The following is an 18,367-nucleotide window of genomic DNA, read 5'->3' on the forward strand; positions in this document are numbered from 1 at the left end:
CCGAGGGGCTCAGTCGGCGAGCAGCCGGGCGATGATCCGGGCTCCGGCCGCGGGTGACATGTCCGGTGAGCCCGTGAGCTTGCCCTCGAGGGTCGCGACGTTGAGCACGCTGATCATCGCGAGCGCCCTGTCGCGGTCCTCCTGCGTGGGTACGACGGCGTCGGCCGGCAGGCCACCGGCCGCCCGGACGACGCGCACCCGGGCAACCTGCTCGGCGGCGAGCTCGAACGAGCGCACGTGCAGCTCGGCCAGCTCGCCGCTCGCCTCGGGGTGGCGCAGACCGTAGGTGAGGAACTCCAGCTGGAGCAGCAGGCGCGGGTCGTCCTGCGCGACCTTGAGCCAGGCGGCGAGCGCGGCCTCGTCCACGCCATCGTCCGTCAGCCCGGGCAGGTCGAGCTCGGGCGACTCGAGCGCGAGGCCGAGCCGCTCGCGCGCGAGGGCCATCATCACCTCGCTCTTGGACCGGAAGTGCGCGTACAGCGCCCCCTTGGTGTAGCCAGCCTCGGCCGCGATGTCCCCCACGGATGCGCCCTCGTAGCCCTGGGCGGCGATGACGCGCGCGGCGGCGTCCAGGAGGTCCGCGCGCGTGCGGTCGACACGCTCGCGACGGCGCTCCTCCGCGCGGCCGGATCCTGCGCGCTTGGCGACGTTCTCCGAGGCGTCGGCAAGGCCGCGCGACGCCTCGCGCAGGCTCGCGGCGACGGCGTCGCTGACCTCGGGGACCACGTGGTTGACCTGGCTCCCGATCAGCCGGGTGAGGGCGGCGGTCGCGTCGGCGAGCGCGCGCGCGGCGGCGCCGATCGACTCGGGGTGCTCGGGCTCGGGGCGTGTCATGCTCCCCATCGTAGACCCCGACGGCTCGGCACATACCTACTGGTATTCCATGCTGGACTGCTGATACGTTTCGGCACCTACCATTCGGTATCTCAACCAGGAGGACATGATGCGAACCGACAACGTGCTCACCGTCCGCGGGCTGCGCAAGCGCTACCTAGGGCGCGGCGGCGTCCAGGCGAACGACGGGATCGACCTCGACGTCAGCGCCGGCCAGGTGGTCGGGCTGCTCGGCCACAACGGCGCCGGCAAGACGACGCTCGTCAACCAGGTCGTCGGCCTCGTACTCCCGGACGCGGGCACGATCCACCTCGACGGGACCGACGCGATCGCCCAGCCGCACCTCGCCCGCGAGCGTGCATCCATCCAGGCCCAGGCCAACGTGCCCATCACCGGGCTGACGCCGCGCCGGGCCATCGAGCTGGTCGGCCGGATCCGCGGCGGCAGCCCCGGCCTGGTGCGTCGGCGCGCGAGCACGCTGATCGACGCGCTCGACCTGGGGCCGTGGGCCGACACCCCGGCCGAGAAGGTGTCGGGCGGCATCGCACGCCTCACGGCCTTCGCGATGACGGTCGTGCACCCCGGACGGCTCGTCGTGCTCGACGAGCCCACCAACGACGTCGACCCGGTGCGCCGCCGGCTGCTGTGGCAGCAGATTCGCGCCCTCGCCGACGACGGACGCGGCGTCCTCCTCGTGACGCACAACGTCCGCGAGGCGGAGCGCGTCGTCGACCGCCTCGCCATCCTGGACCACGGCGTCGTGCTGGCCGACGACACGCCCGCCGGCCTGACCGCGCCGCTGCACGGCTCACTGACCGTCGAGGTCGACCTGGTTCCCGACGTGGCGCTCACCTGGCACCCGGCCGTGCGCGCCGGCACGAACGCCCGCGGGCGCGCGACCGGGACCGTCAGCGCCGTGCATGCGGCCGACGTCGTCGGATGGGCCCAGAACGAGGTCGAGGCCGGACGGCTCGAGCGCTATGCGCTGACGCCCGCCTCGCTCGAGGACGTGTACGTCACCCTCGTCGGCGACGGGCAGCACGCCGCGGCCGACGCCGCCACGCCGGGCACGGGGGCAGGTGAGGCCGCATGACCGCCGTCGGCCAGGTGCTGCTCCTCGCCCAGTGGCAGTTCCGTCGCCAGGCGACGTTCCTGCCGCTCATGGTCGTGGTGCAGGTCTTCATGGCCGTGGCCACCGTGATCGGCTACGGGCTGCTCGTCGGCGACCCCGATCCCGCCACCGCCCTGTTCCTCGCCACCGGGGCGCCGACCGTCACGCTGATCACGATCGGCCTCGTCATCACGCCCCAGCTGCTGTCGCAGTCCCGCACCGAGGGCAGCCTCGACTGGATGCGGACGCTGCCCGTGCCGCGCTCTGCCTTCCTCGCGAGCGACCTGCTCGTGTGGACCGTCCTGGCACTGCCTGGGATGGTGCTCGGGGTCGTCGCCGGCGTGCTGCGCTTCGACATCGACCTGTCCCCCGCGCCGTGGCTGGTCCCGGGTTCGCTGCTCGTCTCGCTCACGGCTGCGGCAGTGGGGTACGCGATGGCGTCGTTGCTCGCCCCGGCACTCGCGTCCCTCATGACGCAGGCGCTCGTGTTCGTCGTCCTGCTGTTCTCGCCCGTGTCCTACCCGGCCGAGCGGATGCCGGAGTGGTTGCAGTCGACCCACGCGTGGCTGCCGATCGAGCCCATGGCTCAGCTCGTCCGCGCGGGGCTGGTCTCCGAGGAGTTCACGCTGCCCACGCGGTCGCTGGTCGTGCTGCTCGTGTGGTGCGCCGCGTCGGTGACCGGGGCGATCTGGGCGCTGCGGCGTCGGGCCTGACGCACGACGACGCCCCGGACTGGACCGGGGCGTCGTCCGTGCGGGTCTGGTCAGTCGTCGAGCAGCATGTCCAGCGGCTGCACCGTCACCACGTCGTACTCGACGACCGACTCGACCGCGTCGAGCGAGTTGAAGAACACGTCGCCCCGCGCGGTCAGGCCTGAGCCCAGCTCGCCCCCGCCGACGGACGGAATCTTGAACATCACCGTCTCGTGCTGGCCCTGGGTGAGCTGCCACGTCGCGACGATGTTCCCCGCGGCGTCGAGCCCGTTCACGTGCAGGACGGTGTGCACCGACCCGCCGAGCAGCGACGTCTTGGCGTCCTCGTACTTGCCGTCGGGGTTGGCCGCGTTGAACCCGATCTCGACATCGAGGCGGTAGCTCTTGTGCATCGGGACGATCCCCGCGCGGTGCTCAGCCATCACGACCTGGTTGGGCTCTGTGCGCAGCACCTCGTAGTCGTAGTAGTCCGGAGCGAGGTCCAGTCCCTCGACGCGCAGGATCTCGACGCTCCAGTCCGCCGTCGGCACGCCGTCCTCGCCCTCCGGCGCGAACGGGACGTGATCCTCGAGCAGCGGCAGGTCCTCGACCTTGGCCACCTGCCCCGGCCGCATGGCGATCTCGCGCAAGAACCTCGGGCCTTCCTCGCCGTCCACCACGAGCTGCCCGCGGATCTCGAACAGGCACGTCGCCTCGGACGCGTTCGTCACGGTCACCGGAACACCGTGACGCCAGGTGCGCTCGTTGCCCTCGGCGAAGATGTCGGCGTAGGCGACTGGGTCGCCGTACGTGACGTCCAGCGAGGCCGCCGCGCCCTCGCACGGGCTCGCCGGCGCCTCGGTGGTGGGGTCCTCCGTCGGCTCGTCGCTCTCCGTCGAGCGCTCCGCCGACGGAGAGGCAGTCGAGGTGCTCGTCTCCCCCGCAGCGTCCGCCGGGTCGGAGCCCGAGCACCCGGTCAGGCCCACCAGGGCGACGACGCAGGCCAGAGAGGTCGTGATCAGGCGGCGATCCATGGTGCTCCTCGCGATCGGGCCGACGTCCAGGTCGGCAAAATGCGTATGCCCCCCTCGCGTGCGAGCAGCGCACACGAGGGGGGCATCCCGTTCGAGCCGCCTATCAGAATCGAACTGATGACCTTCTCATTACGAGTGAGACGCTCTACCGACTGAGCTAAGGCGGCTGGTATCGCCGGGCAAAGCCTGACGAGCCGCGCCTACTCTACCCAGCGATCGGCCGGGTTCCAAACCGAGCGCGGGAACGTCAGCACTGCAGCCCGTCCTGCGGGACCGTGCCCTCGAGCAGGTACTGGTCGACGGCCACGGTGATGCACTCGTTGGAGCGGCCATAGGCGGTGTGCCCCTCGCCCTCCCACGTCACGAGGACCGCGGACTCGAGGGTCTTGGCGAGCGCCTGCGACCACTCGTAGGGCGTCGCAGGGTCGTTGGTCGTGCCGATCACGACGATGGGCGCCGCACCCGGCGCGGAGATGTCATAGGTGACCTCGGCGGCGGGGACGGGCCAGTTCTTGCACAGCAGCGCGCCGTACCCGAACGACTCGCCCAGCGTCGGCGCAGCCTCGCGGATCTTCTCGGCCTCGGCGGCCATGTGCGCCGGGTCGGAGTTGCCCCGACCGTCGAGGCAGCCGATCGCCCGGAAGGCCTCGCTCGAGTTCGACGCGAAGGTGCCGTCGGCCTGGCGGTCGTTGTAGACGTCCGCGAGATACAGCAGGTACGTGCCGTCACCCTCACCGATCGCCCCCGCCAGCGCGTCCGTGAGCATCGGCCAGCTGGAGTCGTTGTACAGGGTCACGGCGATGCCGTAGAAGGCGAGCGTCTGAGTCAGCTCACGGCCGGAGTCGGTGGGCAGCGGGTTCTCGTACGCGGCGTCGACGAGCGCCTTGATCTGCGCGAGGCCGTCGTCGACCGAGCCCGTGAGGGGACAGTTCTCCTCGTTCGCCTGGCAGTCCGTGACGTACGCGCGCAGCGCCCGCTCGAAGCCCTGAGCCTGCTGCAGGCTGGACTCGTCGGCGTCGAGCGTGATGTCCACGGCGCCGTCGAGCACGAGCCGCCCGACGCGGTCCGGGAACTGGCCCGCGTACGCGGCCCCGAGCTGGGTGCCGTAGGAGTATCCGAGGTAGTTGAGCTTCTCGTCTCCGACGAGCGCGCGGATCAGGTCCATGTCCTTCGCGGCGCTCTGGGTGTCGACGTGGCCCAGGAGCTCGCCCGTCTTCTCGAGGCAGGCCTCGCCGTACGCGGTCGCGTCGGCCTCGAGCTCGGCGAGGTCCTCGGGCGAGGAGTAGTCGTAGTCCTTGGACAGCGCCGCGTCCTTGGCGGCGTCGTCCAGGCACGCCACGCCGTCCGACGCCGCGACACCCCGGGGATCGAAGCCGACGACGTGGAACTGCTCACGGACCTCCGGGCTGATCAGGCTCACGCCGTAGTCGAGGAAGTCGATGCCCGAGCTGCCGGGACCGCCCGGATTGATCAGGAGCGAGCCCTGCGCCTCCCCCTCGGCGACCGCGCGCTCGAGCGCGAGCCGCGTGCTGCCCGCCCCGGCGTCCGCCCAGTCGAGCGGGGCCTCCACCGTCGCGCACTCGCGGTCACCGCAGGCCTGCCAGGCGATCTGCTGGGAGTAGAACGGGACCAGGGCCTCGTCGATCCCGTCGGGCACCAGCGGCCCCGGGTTCGGCGTTCCCGGCTCGGTGGTGTCCGACGTCGGGGCATCCGTCCCCGTGCGGGTCACCACGGGGGTGTCGTCACCGCTGCACCCCGCGAGCAGGACGAGGGCGAGGCCGACGGCGGACGCACGCGCTGCCCCCCGCCCGGGTCGACGGGAGAGGGACACGGAGGACGACCGGCGGATCAGCACGATCCAAAGGTATCCAATGGTGCGCGCGGCGGCTCAGTCGTCCGCGCCCGCCGACGACGAGCCGTGCGAGCACACTCCCGCTCGGGTCAGCCGAGCCAGAGTGTGCTGGCACGCGGGCCGGGACCGGGCGGCCGAGCGCCACGCTCAGCCCTGGGGGCGCAGGGCGATCGCCATCGCCTCGACCGCCAGCAGCGGGGCGACGTTGCCCTCAAGCCGGGTGCGGGCCTCGCCGATCGCGTCCATGCGCCGCAGCGTCTGCTCCGCGGTCGTCTCCTCGGCGAGGGACGCCACGAGCTCGGCGGCACCGCCGTTGACCGGGTCCACGTCCGAGCCGAGCTGGAGCACGAGGACGTCGCGGTACAGCGACAGCAGGTCCACCATCATCCGGTCGAGGCCGTCGCGCTCGGCCCGGCGGGCGCGACGCTTCTGGTCCTCCTCGAGCTGGCGCACCTGCGCGCGCAGGTTGGGCGGCACCGTCTGGCCGTCGTCGACGCCGAGGCCGCGCAGCAGCTCCGCCTTCTCCGCCGCGTTGCGCTCGTCGGTCGACGACGCCGACTCCGCCTGCGCGAGCTCCAGCAGCTCCCCGGCGGCCAGCACCGCGTCCTGGACCGAGCGGATGCCCCCCGCGACGCGCAGCACCCGGCTGCGACGGTCCCGCGCGCCGGCGTCCCGCGCGAGCCGCCGCGCCAGCCCGATGTGGCTCTGCGCCGCGTGCGCCGCCGTCAGCGCGACCTCGCGGTCGATCCCGTCCCGGCGCGCGAGGAGGTCCGCGACCGCGTCGACCGGCGGGACGCGCAGCGCGACCTTGCGGCAGCGCGAGCGGATGGTCACGACGACGTCCTGGGGGCTCGGGGCGCACAGCACCCACACGGTGCGCGGCGGCGGCTCCTCGATCGCCTTGAGCAGCACGTTCGAGGTGCGCTCCACCATGCGGTCCGCGTCCTCGATGATGATCACGCGCCACCGGCCCTGCGACGGCGCCCGCTGCGCGACCCCGATGAGGTCGCGCACGTCGTCGATCGCGATGACGACCTTGTCCGTGGCGACGACCGTGACGTCCGGGTGCGTACCGGCGAGCACCGAGCGCACCGCCTGCGCGTCGGCCGCCGCGTCCTCACCCCGGCACTGCAGCGCGGCCGCGAACGCCTGCGCCGCGTTCGTGCGCCCCGACCCGGGCGGGCCCGTGATCAGCCAGGCGTGCGTCATGGCGTGGTCGCTCGCCGCCGCACCCCGCAGCACGTCGACCGCGGACTCCTGCCCGACGACGTCGGTCCACACGTCCGTCATGCGCCGGGGTCCACGACGGCGACCGACGCCGGGACGTCCAGCGCGAGCCGCTCCGCGACCGCCGCGACGACCTTGGCGTGGACCTCCTCGACCGACCCCGCGGCGTCGACGACGACGATCCGGTCCGGGTGCGCTGCCGCCCGCCCGAGGTACGCCTGCCGCGTCCGCTCGTGGAACTCCGCGCCCGCGCTCTCGAGCCGGTCCAGGCTCCGCCCCACCCGACCGACGCCGACCACCGGGTCGAGGTCGAGCAGGATCGTCACGTGCGGGAGCAGGCCCTGGGTGGCCCAGAGGGAGAGGCCCTCGACGTCGTCGGCCGACAGGTCACGGCCACCGCCCTGGTAGGCGACCGACGAGTCCAGGTAGCGGTCGGTGATCATGACCGCCCCGCGCTCCAGGGCGGGACGGATCACGGTCGACGCGTGGTGCGCGCGGTCCGCGGCGTACAGCAGCGCCTCCGTGCGCGGGGACATGTCCTCCCCGTGCAGGACCAGCTGGCGCAGCGTCTGCCCCATCTCGGTCCCGCCGGGCTCGTGACCGACGACGACCTCGTGCCCCGCGCGCGTGAACCAGTCCGCGAGGAGGCTGATCTGCGTCGACTTGCCGGCGCCGTCGCCGCCCTCGAAGGACACGAAGATGCCGGAGGAGGACGCGCGCGGCGTCGTCGAGAAGGTCACGCGCCCACCCTAACGGCGGGCGCCCACACGCCGGGCCGTCACTCCCCCGGGTATGCGACCCCCACCTGGCGGCGGACCTCGTCCATGGTCTCCAGGACGTCGATGGTGTCCTGCCACGGCATGCGCGCGCTCTCGGTGCGCCCCTCGGCCAGGCAGCGCGCGACCTCGGCGGCCTCGTACTGGAGCCCCTTGGCCGCAGGACGGTCGTAGGTCCACGAGCCGCCGTCGTTCAGCACGACGCGGAACGAGGTGGGCCCGTAGAAGCTGCCCGCCACCTCGATGCGCCCCGCCGACCCGGAGATCAGGGCGACCGTCGGGGTGCGTGACCAGAGGGTGGTCGAGAGCGTCGCCTGCGTCCGCGCTCCGTAGGACAGGACCATGGAGATCTGGCCGTCGACGCCCGTGTCCGTGAGCGCCCCGACCGCGGCGACGGCGTCGGGCTTGCCGAGGATGTCGTGGGCGAACGAGACCGGGTAGACGCCGAGGTCCAGCAGCGCGCCGCCCGCGAGCGCCGGGTCGAACAGGCGGCTCGTGGGGTTGTAGTCGAACAGCTGGCCGTGGTCGGCCGAGACGTTGACGACGTCGCCGATCGCGCCCGAGGCGATCACCGAACGCAGCGCGGCGACGTGCGGCAGGAAGCGCGTCCACATGGCCTCCATGACGAACGTGCCGGCGGCGCGGGCGGCGTCGAACACCTCGCGGGCCTCCGCCGCATTGCGCGTGAACGACTTCTCGACCAGCAGGTGCTTGCCAGCGGCGATCGCCAGCAGCGCCTGGTCGCGGTGCTGCGAGTGCGGCGTCGCGATGTAGAGAGCGTCGAGCTGGGGATCCGCGACGAGCTCCTCGTAGCCGATGTGCGTCGTCGGGATCCCGTGCGCGCTGGCGAACCGCTCACCGCGCACCCGGTCCCGGGAGCCGACGGCGACGACCTGCGCGCGCGTCGCGGCCTGCACCGCGCTCGCGAAGCTGCCGGCGATGTTCCCGGCACCGAGGATGCCCCAGCGGATCGGGGGGGCCGAGGCGGGGTCCGGCACGGTCCCGACGAAGGTGGGGGCGGTCGTCGGCTGGGAGAGGGCGTCGTCGCTCATGAAACTCACGCTAGCGCACCCCCGCCCACCTGGGCTGGGACGGTTCAGGGTGCGGATCAGGGACCACCCTGATTCCCCTGGGCGGGCGACCGTGCCACGCTCGTGGCGTACCTCACGTCTTCTCCCCCTCATCGCGAACGGACACACGATGTCGCTGCCTGCCACCACTGCTCCTGCTGACGCGCCCGGGGCCGCCGCCTGGGCGCGCGCCCTGGTGAAGACCTACGGCTCCGGCCCCACCGCCGTGCACGCCCTCGACGGGGTCGACATCGACTTCGCCGCCGGGAAGTTCACCGCGATCATGGGCCCCTCGGGCTCGGGCAAGTCCACCCTCATGCACTGCATGGCGGGCCTCGACACCGCCACCTCCGGCACCGTCATGGTGGGCGCCAAGGAGATCGGGCGGATGAAGCAGCGCGAGCTCACGCGCCTGCGCCGCACGGACCTCGGCTTCATCTTCCAGTCGTTCAACCTCATCCCCACGCTGACGGCCGCCGAGAACATCACGCTGCCCCTCGACATCGCGCGGCGGCCCGTGGACCGAGCGTGGTTCGACGAGGTCGTGGCCGCCGTCGGCCTCGGCGACCGACTCAAGCACAAGCCGGACGAGCTCTCGGGTGGCCAGCAGCAGCGCGTCGCGTGCGCCCGCGCGCTCGTGTCCCGCCCGGCGGTCGTGTTCGCCGACGAGCCCACCGGCAACCTCGACTCCCACTCCGCCGGCGAGGTGCTGGCATTCCTGCGCCGCTCCGTCGAGGACCTCGGTCAGACCGTCGTGATGGTCACGCACGACCCCCGCTCGGCGTCGTACGCCCACCGGGTCGTGTTCCTCGCCGACGGGCGCATCGCCGGCGACATCGCCGACCCCACGCACGAGACCATCCTCGAGGCGCTCGCCGGCCTCGCGCCGGACGCCTGATGCTGCGCGTCGCGCTGCGGGGGATCCGCAGCCACTTCGTGCGGTTCGCGCTCGCCGTGCTCGCCGTCGCCCTGGGCGTCGCGTTCGTGGCCGGCACCTACTCGCTCCGGGCGATCCTCGCGAGCACCTTCGACGGCATCGTCGACGGTGCCGCGGCGGGGCAGGCGTACCTGCGCGGCACCGACGACGGCACCGCGAGCATGGACGAGTTCGGCGGCACCTCGACCCGCGAGCGCATCCCGGCCACGCTGGCCGACGACGTCGCGGACGTCCCCGGGGTGGCCTCGGCCATCCCCGACTACAGCGGCGCGCTGGTCCTCGTCGGCGCGGACGGCGCCGCGGTGTCCACCTCGGGCGCCCCGTCCGCGGGGATCGGCCTGTTCCCGGACGACCCGAGCCTCACCCTCATCGACGGCGAGCTGCCCGAGCGCGGGGAGATCGCGCTCGAGACCGGTGCGCTCGAGGCCTCCGGGCTGCAGGTCGGCGACCAGACCACCGTCGTCATCCGCGACGCGATCGAGCAGGTCACGGTGTCCGGCGAGCTCGACTTCGGTACCTCGGCCGCAGGCGCGATCCTCGTCGGGCTCGACCCGGAGGTCGCCGCCGAGCTCTACGCCCCCGAGGGCACCGTCTCGACGATCGCCGTGTTCGCCGAGGACGGCGTCTCCGAGACCGAGCTCCGCGACGCCCTCGCCGAGCGCCTCGCCGGCACGCCCGGCCTCGAGGTCATCACCGGCGAGGTGCTGCGCGAGGAGTTCGGCGAGCAGATCGACATGGTGCTCGGGTTCATCCAGGTCTTCCTGCTGACCTTCGCCGCCGTGTCCGTGTTCGTCGGCGCGTTCCTCATCACCAACACCTTCGCGATGAGCGTCCGGGAGCGGATGCGCGAGTTCGCGATGCTCCGCGCCGTCGGCGCCTCCCCGGGTCAGGTGTTCGTCTCGATCCTCGTGCAGGCCCTCGTCATCGGACTGCTCGGGTCCGTCGTCGGGATCGCCGCCGGGCTCGGGCTCGCCGCCGGCCTGGCCGCGCTCCTCGGAAACTTCGGCATGGAGCTGTCCGGCTCGGTCGAGCTGTCCACGGACACCGTCGTCGTCTCCCTGCTGATCGGCATCGTCGTCAGCGTCGTGGCGGCGGCCATCCCGGCCCGGCGCGCCGCCCTGACGCCGCCGGTCGTGGCGATGCGCGGCGATGCTCCGAGCGAGCGCGGCCTGCGGCTGCGCGGCATCGTCGGGGCCGTCCTCGCCGTGGTCGGCGGCGCCCTCGTGGCGTACGCGGGCCTCGCGAAGACCGTCGAGGGGGACGCCGTCGACGGTGCGGGGACGTTCCTCGGGATCGGGGCCGCGCTGCTGGTCGTCGGTGTCCTCGTGCTCGCGCCGTCGCTGGCTCGCCCGGCGGTCACGGCCCTGGCGGCTCCGGTCGTCGCGGGAGCCAAGCCGCTCGGTGCCCTGGCGCGCGGGAACGTGGTGCGCAACCCGCGCCGTACGGCCAGCACGGCGGGCGCCCTCATGATCGGCATGACGCTGGTGAGCGCGGCGAGCATCGTGGCGGCCTCGGCGACCACGTCGATCGAGTCCATGATCAGCTCCGACCTCAAGGCGGACTTCCTGGTCCAGGGACCGGCCGTGCTGCCCGGACCGGTGCTCGAGGGCATCGAGGAGCTCGACAGCGCCCGCCTGGTCGACCCGATCTCGTTCGGCATCACGACGTTGCCCGACGCCAAGGACCCGACCACCGTCGTCGGCGTGAGCGACACCCTGTTCACGGAGTCGATCGCCGCGAAGGTGCACGAGGGCGACGTCGCGTCGATCGCCGACGGCGAGGTGCTCGTGACCCGGGACTTCGCCGAGGACCAGGGCTGGGTTCTGGGCGACACGATCCCGCTCGGCCCGGACGGCGACGAGGTACGGATCGGCGGCATCGTCACGGTGCAGGCACTCTTCGCCCAGGTCTTCATCCCCCAGGCGTTGTTCGACGACGTCATCCCGGCCGGGCAGGGGCAGCTCGCCGCGGTCTTCGTCACGGCCGCCGACGGCGTCACGCCGGACGCGCTGCGGGCGGACCTCGCCGAGGTCGTCAAGCCGTACTACGTGCTGTCGGTGCTCGACGCCGACGACCTCGTGGACCGGCTGGCCGGGCAGATCAACGGCATGCTCGCCGTGATCTACGCGCTGCTCGGGCTGTCCGTCGTGATCGCGGTGCTCGGGATCGTGAACACGCTCGCGCTGTCGATCATCGAGCGGACGCGCGAGATCGCCCTGCTCCGAGCCGTCGGCCTGGGGCGCCTGCAGCTCGCCGGGATGGTCGCGATCGAGTCGGTCCTGACCGCGGTGTTCGGCACGATCCTCGGCGTCGGCGTGGGGGTGGGGATCGCCACAGCGCTCCCGGCCGTGCTGGCGGACTCCGGGCTCACCGACCTGGTGATCCCGTGGGGCACCCTGCTCGGGATGGTGGTGCTCGCCGCGATCATCGGCCTGTTCGCCAGCCTCTGGCCGGCCTGGCGCGCCACCCGCCAGCCAGTCCTGCAAGGCCTGGCCGCGGAGTAACCCCCCCCCCCCCTCTCCCCCCACCCAAACGCTGAGTGCGTGATTTTGGCGGTGTTTCCGGTCGGAAACACCGCCAAAATCACGCACTCAGCGGAAGAGGGGGTGGGGTGGGGGTTACTTCTTGGCGGGGGCCGGCTTCTTGGGGGCTGCCTTCTTGGCGGCCGGCTTCTTCTTGGCTGGGGACTTGGCGCGCTTCTCCGCCAGGAGGTCGATCGCCTGCTCGCGGGTCACCGACTCGATCGAGGCGTCCTTCGGCAGCGTCCGGTTGGTCACGCCGTCGGTCACGTACGGGCCGAAGCGCCCGTCCTTGATGACGATGGGCTTGCCCGACGTCGGGTCCTCGCCGAGCTCCTTGAGCGGCGGCGTCGCCGTGGCCCCGCGGCCGCGCTTGGGCTGCGCGTAGATCGCCAGCGCCTCCTCGAGCGTCGTCGTGAACAGCGCCTCCTCCGACGCGATCGTCCGCGAGTCCGTGCCCTTCTTCAGGTACGGGCCGTAGCGGCCGTTCTGCGCCGTGATCTCGTTGCCGGACTCCGGGTCCACGCCCACGACGCGCGGGAGCGACAGCAGCCGCAGCGCGTCCTCGAGGGTCACGGTCGCCGGGTCCATCGTCTTGAACAACGACGCCGTGCGGGGCTTCGGCAGGGCGGCGAGCGCGCGCTTCTTGGCCGCGGCGCTCAGGCCCTCCTCGAGCTCAGGCTCCGGCAGGATCTCCGTGACGTACGGGCCGTAGCGCCCCGCCTTCGCGACGATCATGTGCCCGCTGTCCGGGTCGACGCCGAGCTCGCGGTCGCCGTCGGTCTGCGTGGCGAGCAGCTCGCGCGCCTTGGCGACCGTCAGCTCGTCCGGCGCGACCTCGTCCGGCACCGACGCGCGCGGCGGGTTCTCGCCCTCGGCGACCTCGGCGCGCAGGTCCTCGACGTACGGGCCGTAGCGTCCGACGCGCAGCTGGATGCCCTCGCCGATGTCGATCGAGTTGATCTCCCGGGCGTCGATGTCGCCGAGGTTCGCAACCAGGCCGCGCAGCCCGTCGTCGTCGGCCTTGCCCTCACCGAAGTAGAACTGGCTCAGCCACGCCGTGCGGTCCCGGGTCCCGGCCGCGATCTGGTCGAGGTCGGCCTCCATCGCGGCCGTGAAGTCGTAGTCGACCAGCTTGTCGAAGTGCTCCTCCAGCAGGCGCACGACGGCGAACGCGAGCCAGCTCGGCACGAGCGCCTGGCCGCGGTTGAGCACGTAGCCGCGGTCCTGGATGGTGGAGATCGTCGAGGCGTACGTCGAGGGACGGCCGATGCCGCGCTCTTCGAGCGCCTTGACCAGGCTCGCCTCGGTGTAGCGCGGGGGCGCCGACGTCGCATGGCCGTCCGCCTCCAGGTCGCGCACCGCCATGGCCTGGCCCTGCGCCATCTCCGGCAGGCGCGCCTCCTCGGCCTTCGCGGCGGCGTCCTCCGAGTAGCGCTCGGTGTCCCGGCCCTCCTCGTAGGCCGCGAGGAACCCGCGGAACGTGATGACCGTGCCCGACGCCGAGAACAGGGCCTCGAGCGCGGAGCCGTCCGCGCGGGTGCCCGCCACGGCGAGCTTGACCGAGGCGGTCGAGCCGCGGGCGTCGGCCATCTGGGAGGCGACCGTGCGCTTCCAGATGAGCTCGTACAGCTTGAACTGGTCGCCCGAGAGCTGGCCGGCGACCTGCGCGGGCGTGCGGAACGAGTCGCCCGCGGGACGGATCGCCTCGTGGGCCTCCTGGGCGCCCTTGCTCTTCGAGGCGTACACGCGGGGCTTCTCCGGCACGAACTCCGAGCCGTACAGCTCGGCTGCCTGGCGTCGCGCGGCGTCGATCGCCTGGGTCGACAGGACCGGCGAGTCCGTACGCATGTAGGTGATGTAGCCGTTCTCGTACAGGCCCTGCGCCGTGCGCATGGTCTGGCGCGAGCTCATGCGGAGCTTGCGGGACGCCTCCTGCTGGAGCGTCGACGTCGTGAACGGTGCGGCCGGGCGGCGGGTGTACGGCTTGGTCTCGAGGCTGCGGACCTCGGCCTGCTGTCCCTCGATCGCGGCGACGACGACGCGCGCCGCGGCCTCGTCGAGGTGCGTGATCCCGCTCGACTTGAGCTGACCGGCGTCGTCGAAGTCGCGGCCCGTGGCCACGCGGGCGCCGTCCACCTGGGACAGGCGTGCGGAGAACCAGCTCGTGCCGGCCTCGGTGGCCGTCGCGGCGGTGGTGAACTGCCCGGTGACGTCCCAGTACTCAGCCGTCACGAAGGCCATGCGCTCGCGCTCGCGCTCCACCACGAGGCGGGTGGCGACCGACTGCACGCGCCCGGCGCTCAGGCCCTGGCGGACCTTGCGCCACAGCACCGGCGAGACCTCGTAGCCGTAGAGGCGGTCGAGGATGCGGCGGGTCTCCTGCGCGTCGACGAGGCGGTCGTCGAGGTCGCGGGTGTTCTCCAGCGCGCGCTGGATGGCTTCGCGGGTGATCTCGTGGAACACCATGCGCTTGACGGGGACCTTGGGCTTGAGGGCCTCGAGCAGGTGCCACGCGATGGCCTCGCCCTCGCGGTCCTCATCGGTCGCGAGGTAGAGCTCGTCGGCGTCCTTGAGCAGGCGCTTGAGCTCGCTGACCTTCTTCTTCTTGTCCCCGTAGACCTCGTAGTACGGCGTGAAGCCGTTGTCGACGTCGACCGCGAACTTCCCGAAGGGTCCCTTCTTCATGTCAGCCGGCAGCTCCGAGGGCTGAGGCAGGTCACGGATGTGCCCAACGCTCGCCTCGACCTCGTACTCGGCGCCGAGATACGACGCGATCGTGCGCGCCTTGGCGGGCGACTCCACGATGACGAGCTTGCGACCTGCGGACATGCGTTGCCTGCTTCCTTCTGACGGACGAGCCGGACGAGGCCCGTCCGTGCCAGGGTAGATGATGAGTCGAGACGGCCCCTCGCGGCCCACAGCCGGGCCCCGTCGCGGCGGACGTCAGCGGTGCAGGGCGGCGCCCCGGGCCGTCGCCTGGCGCACGAGCAGCACCAGCCCGAACACCGCCGCGGTGACGGCAGCCACGAGCGCCCCGGCGGACAGGTAGTCGCGGGTCTCGGGCTCCGCGCCCCAGGTGAGCGCGCCGCTGAGCGCGCCGTAGGCCAGGGCCGCGCTGACGGCGAACGCGACGACCAGGAGGGTGGTCGCGACGGCGGTGCCCGCGGTGCCGTGGGTGCCGTCGCGGTCGAGGCCGCTGCGCGGGGTCAGCGCGAGCACGAGGCCCGCCCACGCGAGCACGACGAACAGCGCCGCGAGCACGTCGCTGGGCCGGTGCCACTGCCCCACCAACGTGGAGATGCCGGTCAGCACCGTGTACGTCGCGCCGAGCAGCGCGACGAGCGGGCGCAGCCGCCGCGGGACGACCAGCAGCAGCGCGATGGACACCGAGGCGCCGACCGTGGTGTGGCCCGACGGCAGGGTGTTGCGCACGTTCTCGGTCGCCACGCCCAGCTCGGGGCGTTCCAGCAGCTGGTGCTTGAGCAGCTGCGTCGTCACATTGGCGCCACCCACGAGCACGGCCACCTGGAGCACGAGGCCCCAGCGTCGGCGCGCGAGGGCGATCAGCGCTGCCGCCCCCAGCACGACGACGACGAAACCCACCGAGACGACGTCGAGCACCGGCTCCGCGAGGCGCCACAGCGTGTTGCGACCGTAGAGCGCCCCGGCGTACGCCGACTCGTCCCACGTCTGGCCGCGCGCCGTGCCGACGATCAGACGCCAGCACGCCACGAGCCCGGTGGCGCCGGCGAGCGCGACGACGAGCGCGAGCAGCCGCGGCCACCCGCGCACGCTGTGCCGGGCTGGAGGGTCGGCGATCACGCCGCCGATACCCTCCCCACGGCGTGCGATGCCGTCGGCCGCGGGCGCGGCGTGCTGGCCGGGCCGGACCACCGGCAGGGGCGCTGTGCGCGGCGGCTCGATCGGCGTGCGCGCGGTCGGCACCGGCTCCGTGCGGGGCTCGGGTTCGTAGGTCACGCACTCACGGTAGGGCAGCGTCCTGCGCCGCGCAGTCAGGGATGGGGGGACGTGTGTGGTGGTTCGGTGAGCGTCATGAGCACGGGACGGTGATCGCTGGCCCGCTCGACGAGCGCGCCGCCGAGCACCGCGACGTGGCCGGGTGCGATCTGGGGACCGACGAGGAAGGCGTCGAGCCGGTGCCGCGGGGTGCGCGCGGGCATGGTCTTGTCGGTGTTGTCCGGGGAGGCGTCACGCAGCGGCGGGCACAGCGCGACCCACGTCGGCCCGCCCGGGTTCTCGTTGAGGTCCCCGCCGAGGACGAGCCGCTCCGCCCCGGTCCCGACGAGGCGACGGTAGGCCGGCAGGTGCCGCGCCCGCTGCGCGGGGAGCGCGGACATATGCACGGACGCGAACGTCGTCGGCTCCTGCCCGGGAGCACGCAGGCGGACGACGGCGTAGCCGCGCGGCGTGGGCCAGCCGCGGCGGAACCGCGCGAGGCGCGACTCGATGACCACGCCCCGCGCCTGCGCGACGTGCGGGGCAAGCTCGGGGCGCACGGCGATCGCGGCCCCGCGCCCCCGCCAGCCGGCGACCACGGCGACCAGGCCGACGTCACGGGCGAGCCGGCGCGTGCGGCGCGGCCCCCACGGCCCGCGCGGCGCTTCCTGGAGCAGCAGCACGTCCGGATCGGCGGACCGGATCACGGCGACGATCGCGTCACGGTCGAGCTGCAGGCCCTTGACGTTGTAGCTGAGCACCCTCACCCGGCGACCTCCGCGGCAGGCCCTCCGGGTGCCGGGGTGAGGAAGAGGTCTCGCGTGAGGCCGCGGACTGCCGGCACCAGCTCCGCGGCGAGGTCGGTCACCGGCACGTCGAAGATCGTGGCGATCGCGTCGACGATCTGCCCGACCGTGAGCTCCCCGTCGCACGCACCCACGAGCGCCGCGAGCGCCGTCGAGGCGTGCACGGCGCGCCCGAAGCCGCCGCCCTGGCGCAGGATGATGACGTTCGGGTCGTCCGTGCCGGGGGTGAAGAACCGCTCGTCCGTGACGTCGGGGGCGACGACGAGGCGCTCGGCGAGCAGCGCGGCGTCGGACCGGGCCTCGAGCCAGTCATGGGCCGCGAGGCTCTGGGCGATGTGGCCTCCGAGCGGCTGGTGCACCGACCCGGTGTGCTCCTCGAGCCGCCGGAGGCTCACGCGCCCGTCCGCCGGGCGACGCAGCGTGAGGATGCCGAAGCCGACCGCCTCGACGTCGCGCGAGGCGAGGTCGTCGAGCCAGGCGCCGTAGGCCGCGGCCCAGCCGTCCGGGTCGCGGTCGGGCGTGGTGCCGCCGTCCCTGATCCACGTCTCGGCGTACTGCGCCGGGTCCAGCACCTCGCGCTGCACCACCCAGCCGTCGAGGCCGGCCTCGTCGAGCCACGCGCCGACGCGCTCGGTCCAGTCCTGCCCGCGCCGGTGCTCCCAGTTGCCGAGCATCTGGGCCACGCCCCCGGGCGCAAGCACCTGCCCGACGCCGAGCACGAGGTCCCGCACGACGTCGTCGCCCGAGCGGCCCCCGTCGCGGTACTCGTACAGCGCGACGTCCGGCCGCCGGGGCGTGATCACGAACGGCGGGTTGGAGACGACGAGGTCGAACTGCTCACCCGCCACGGGTTCGAGCATCGACCCCTCGCGGACCTCCACGGTCAGGCCGTTGAGGACCGCGTTGAAGCGGGCGAACGCCAGCGCCCGCGCCGAGATGTCCGTCGCGACGACGTGCCCCGCATGGCGCGAGGCGTGCATCGCCTGGATGCCGCACCCCGTGCCCAGGTCGAGCACCCGCGCGGCCTCCCCGCGCACGGTCACCTGCGCGAGGGTCAGGGACGCGCCGCCGGCACCGAGCACGTGGTCGGGGCGCAGGGCGCGGCCGGTCGACATCTCACCGAGGTCGGACGCCAGCCACCAGTCCGCGTGCCCCGAGGCGTCGTCGGCCGCGTAGGGACGCAGGTCCACCGCGGGATCGGCACTGCTGCCCGCCACCGTGACGAGGCCGAGGTGCGCCGCGCCGTCGACGCCGAGCGTCGGCAGGGCGGCCGCCAGCGCGGCGAACGGCACCTGGTGCCCCAGGAGGAACGCGGCGACGACGACGGCCAGGCGCTCGTCGGCCGACCCGTCCGGCTCGGCCGAGACCAGGGCGTCGACGACGCGACGCGCCGGCACCGACTCCTCACGGTCCAGGGCGGCGAAGGCCAGCGGGCCGAGCAGCTCCTGGACGGAGCCGACGTCGTAGCGCGCCGCGCGCAGGTCGGCGGCGAGCCGGGCGATCAGGGCCGGGTCCAGGACGAGGGGTGCGGCGGTGCTCACGGTGCTCC

14 protein-coding genes and 1 tRNA gene are annotated in these 18,367 nt (G+C 73.1%); 4 read left to right on the plus strand and 11 right to left on the minus strand.

What is annotated here, in order from left to right; all coding sequences use genetic code 11:
• Positions 1–9 precede the first annotated feature (9 nt).
• Positions 10–834: a TetR/AcrR family transcriptional regulator gene (locus BMZ30_RS10075; RefSeq protein WP_177191344.1), complete on the minus strand. Its 825-nt coding sequence runs from the start codon at positions 832–834 to the stop codon at positions 10–12.
• Between the two features lie 109 nt (positions 835–943).
• Between BMZ30_RS10075 and BMZ30_RS10080 the strand changes: the two genes are divergently transcribed.
• Positions 944–1,927 (plus strand): ABC transporter ATP-binding protein, encoded by a 984-nt coding sequence (locus BMZ30_RS10080; RefSeq protein ID WP_177191345.1) that lies wholly within the window; start codon positions 944–946, stop codon positions 1,925–1,927.
• Positions 1,924–2,658: an ABC transporter permease gene (locus tag BMZ30_RS10085; protein WP_093378154.1), complete on the plus strand. Its 735-nt coding sequence runs from the start codon at positions 1,924–1,926 to the stop codon at positions 2,656–2,658. The genes BMZ30_RS10080 and BMZ30_RS10085 overlap by 4 nt, the downstream gene beginning before the upstream one ends.
• Positions 2,659–2,708: 50 nt before the next feature.
• Here the strand turns inward: BMZ30_RS10085 and BMZ30_RS10090 are convergent, their stop codons facing one another.
• The 6 genes from BMZ30_RS10090 to BMZ30_RS10115 all read right to left on the minus strand — a co-directional run bounded on the left by BMZ30_RS10090 (position 2,709) and on the right by BMZ30_RS10115 (position 8,578).
• Positions 2,709–3,671, minus strand: coding sequence for a hypothetical protein (locus BMZ30_RS10090; RefSeq protein ID WP_093378156.1), 963 nt, complete (start codon positions 3,669–3,671; stop codon positions 2,709–2,711).
• A gap of 94 nt (positions 3,672–3,765) precedes the next feature.
• A tRNA-Thr gene (locus BMZ30_RS10095) sits at positions 3,766–3,838 on the minus strand.
• Positions 3,839–3,918: 80 nt separating this feature from the next.
• Entirely contained in the window at positions 3,919–5,526 is a 1,608-nt protein-coding gene (locus BMZ30_RS10100; RefSeq protein WP_229828721.1) for an alpha/beta hydrolase, read from the minus strand.
• Between the two features lie 144 nt (positions 5,527–5,670).
• Entirely contained in the window at positions 5,671–6,813 is a 1,143-nt protein-coding gene (locus BMZ30_RS10105; RefSeq protein WP_093378159.1) for a DNA polymerase III subunit delta', read from the minus strand.
• Positions 6,810–7,490 carry a dTMP kinase gene (gene tmk, locus BMZ30_RS10110; protein WP_093378161.1) on the minus strand — a complete coding sequence of 227 codons (681 nt, stop codon included), beginning with the start codon at positions 7,488–7,490 and terminating at the stop codon, positions 6,810–6,812. The genes BMZ30_RS10105 and tmk overlap by 4 nt, the downstream gene beginning before the upstream one ends.
• Before the next feature lie 38 nt (positions 7,491–7,528).
• Positions 7,529–8,578, minus strand: coding sequence for a Gfo/Idh/MocA family protein (locus BMZ30_RS10115; RefSeq protein ID WP_093378163.1), 1,050 nt, complete (start codon positions 8,576–8,578; stop codon positions 7,529–7,531).
• 148 nt (positions 8,579–8,726) lie between these two features.
• Here BMZ30_RS10115 and BMZ30_RS10120 point away from each other — a divergent pair, with 148 nt between their 5' ends.
• Positions 8,727–9,494, plus strand: coding sequence for an ABC transporter ATP-binding protein (locus BMZ30_RS10120; protein WP_093378166.1), 768 nt, complete (start codon positions 8,727–8,729; stop codon positions 9,492–9,494).
• A complete protein-coding gene (locus BMZ30_RS10125) occupies positions 9,494–12,037 on the plus strand; it encodes an ABC transporter permease (protein WP_093378168.1) in 2,544 nt (847 codons plus the stop codon). The genes BMZ30_RS10120 and BMZ30_RS10125 overlap by 1 nt, the downstream gene beginning before the upstream one ends.
• Before the next feature lie 114 nt (positions 12,038–12,151).
• On the opposite strand, the gene topA is transcribed toward BMZ30_RS10125, so the two are convergent.
• The 4 genes from topA to BMZ30_RS10145 all read right to left on the minus strand — a co-directional run bounded on the left by topA (position 12,152) and on the right by BMZ30_RS10145 (position 18,359).
• On the minus strand, positions 12,152–14,884 hold the full coding sequence (topA, locus tag BMZ30_RS10130) for a type I DNA topoisomerase (RefSeq protein WP_093378171.1): 2,733 nt from the start codon (positions 14,882–14,884) through the stop codon (positions 12,152–12,154).
• A 114-nt stretch (positions 14,885–14,998) separates the two neighbouring features.
• The gene (locus BMZ30_RS10135) at positions 14,999–16,033 is read right to left on the minus strand and encodes a phosphatase PAP2 family protein (RefSeq protein WP_229828719.1); all 1,035 of its coding nucleotides are present in this window, start codon (positions 16,031–16,033) and stop codon (positions 14,999–15,001) included.
• Between the two features lie 35 nt (positions 16,034–16,068).
• Positions 16,069–16,779, minus strand: coding sequence for an endonuclease/exonuclease/phosphatase family protein (locus BMZ30_RS10140; protein ID WP_093378173.1), 711 nt, complete (start codon positions 16,777–16,779; stop codon positions 16,069–16,071).
• Positions 16,776–18,359 carry a DUF7059 domain-containing protein gene (locus tag BMZ30_RS10145; protein ID WP_093378176.1) on the minus strand — a complete coding sequence of 528 codons (1,584 nt, stop codon included), beginning with the start codon at positions 18,357–18,359 and terminating at the stop codon, positions 16,776–16,778. Before BMZ30_RS10145 ends, BMZ30_RS10140 begins: the two co-directional genes overlap by 4 nt.
• Positions 18,360–18,367: the final 8 nt, after the last annotated feature.

It is taken from the genome of Flavimobilis marinus (assembly GCF_900113055.1).
Classification (GTDB): Bacteria; Actinomycetota; Actinomycetes; order Actinomycetales; family Cellulomonadaceae; genus Flavimobilis; species Flavimobilis marinus.

What these genes read in the sequence shown, in the direction of transcription:
- BMZ30_RS10105 (WP_093378159.1), bottom strand. Translation starts at nt 6,813, where the DNA reads ATGACGGACGTGTGGACCGACGTCGTCGGGCAGGAGTCCGCGGTCGAC.
- BMZ30_RS10090 (WP_093378156.1), bottom strand. Translation starts at nt 3,671, where the DNA reads ATGGATCGCCGCCTGATCACGACCTCTCTGGCCTGCGTCGTCGCCCTG.
- BMZ30_RS10120 (WP_093378166.1), top strand. Translation starts at nt 8,727, where the DNA reads ATGTCGCTGCCTGCCACCACTGCTCCTGCTGACGCGCCCGGGGCCGCC.
- BMZ30_RS10080 (WP_177191345.1), top strand. Translation starts at nt 944, where the DNA reads ATGCGAACCGACAACGTGCTCACCGTCCGCGGGCTGCGCAAGCGCTAC.
- BMZ30_RS10115 (WP_093378163.1), bottom strand. Translation starts at nt 8,578, where the DNA reads ATGAGCGACGACGCCCTCTCCCAGCCGACGACCGCCCCCACCTTCGTC.
- BMZ30_RS10125 (WP_093378168.1), top strand. Translation starts at nt 9,494, where the DNA reads ATGCTGCGCGTCGCGCTGCGGGGGATCCGCAGCCACTTCGTGCGGTTC.
- topA (WP_093378171.1), bottom strand. Translation starts at nt 14,884, where the DNA reads ATGTCCGCAGGTCGCAAGCTCGTCATCGTGGAGTCGCCCGCCAAGGCG.
- BMZ30_RS10075 (WP_177191344.1), bottom strand. Translation starts at nt 834, where the DNA reads ATGACACGCCCCGAGCCCGAGCACCCCGAGTCGATCGGCGCCGCCGCG.
- BMZ30_RS10085 (WP_093378154.1), top strand. Translation starts at nt 1,924, where the DNA reads ATGACCGCCGTCGGCCAGGTGCTGCTCCTCGCCCAGTGGCAGTTCCGT.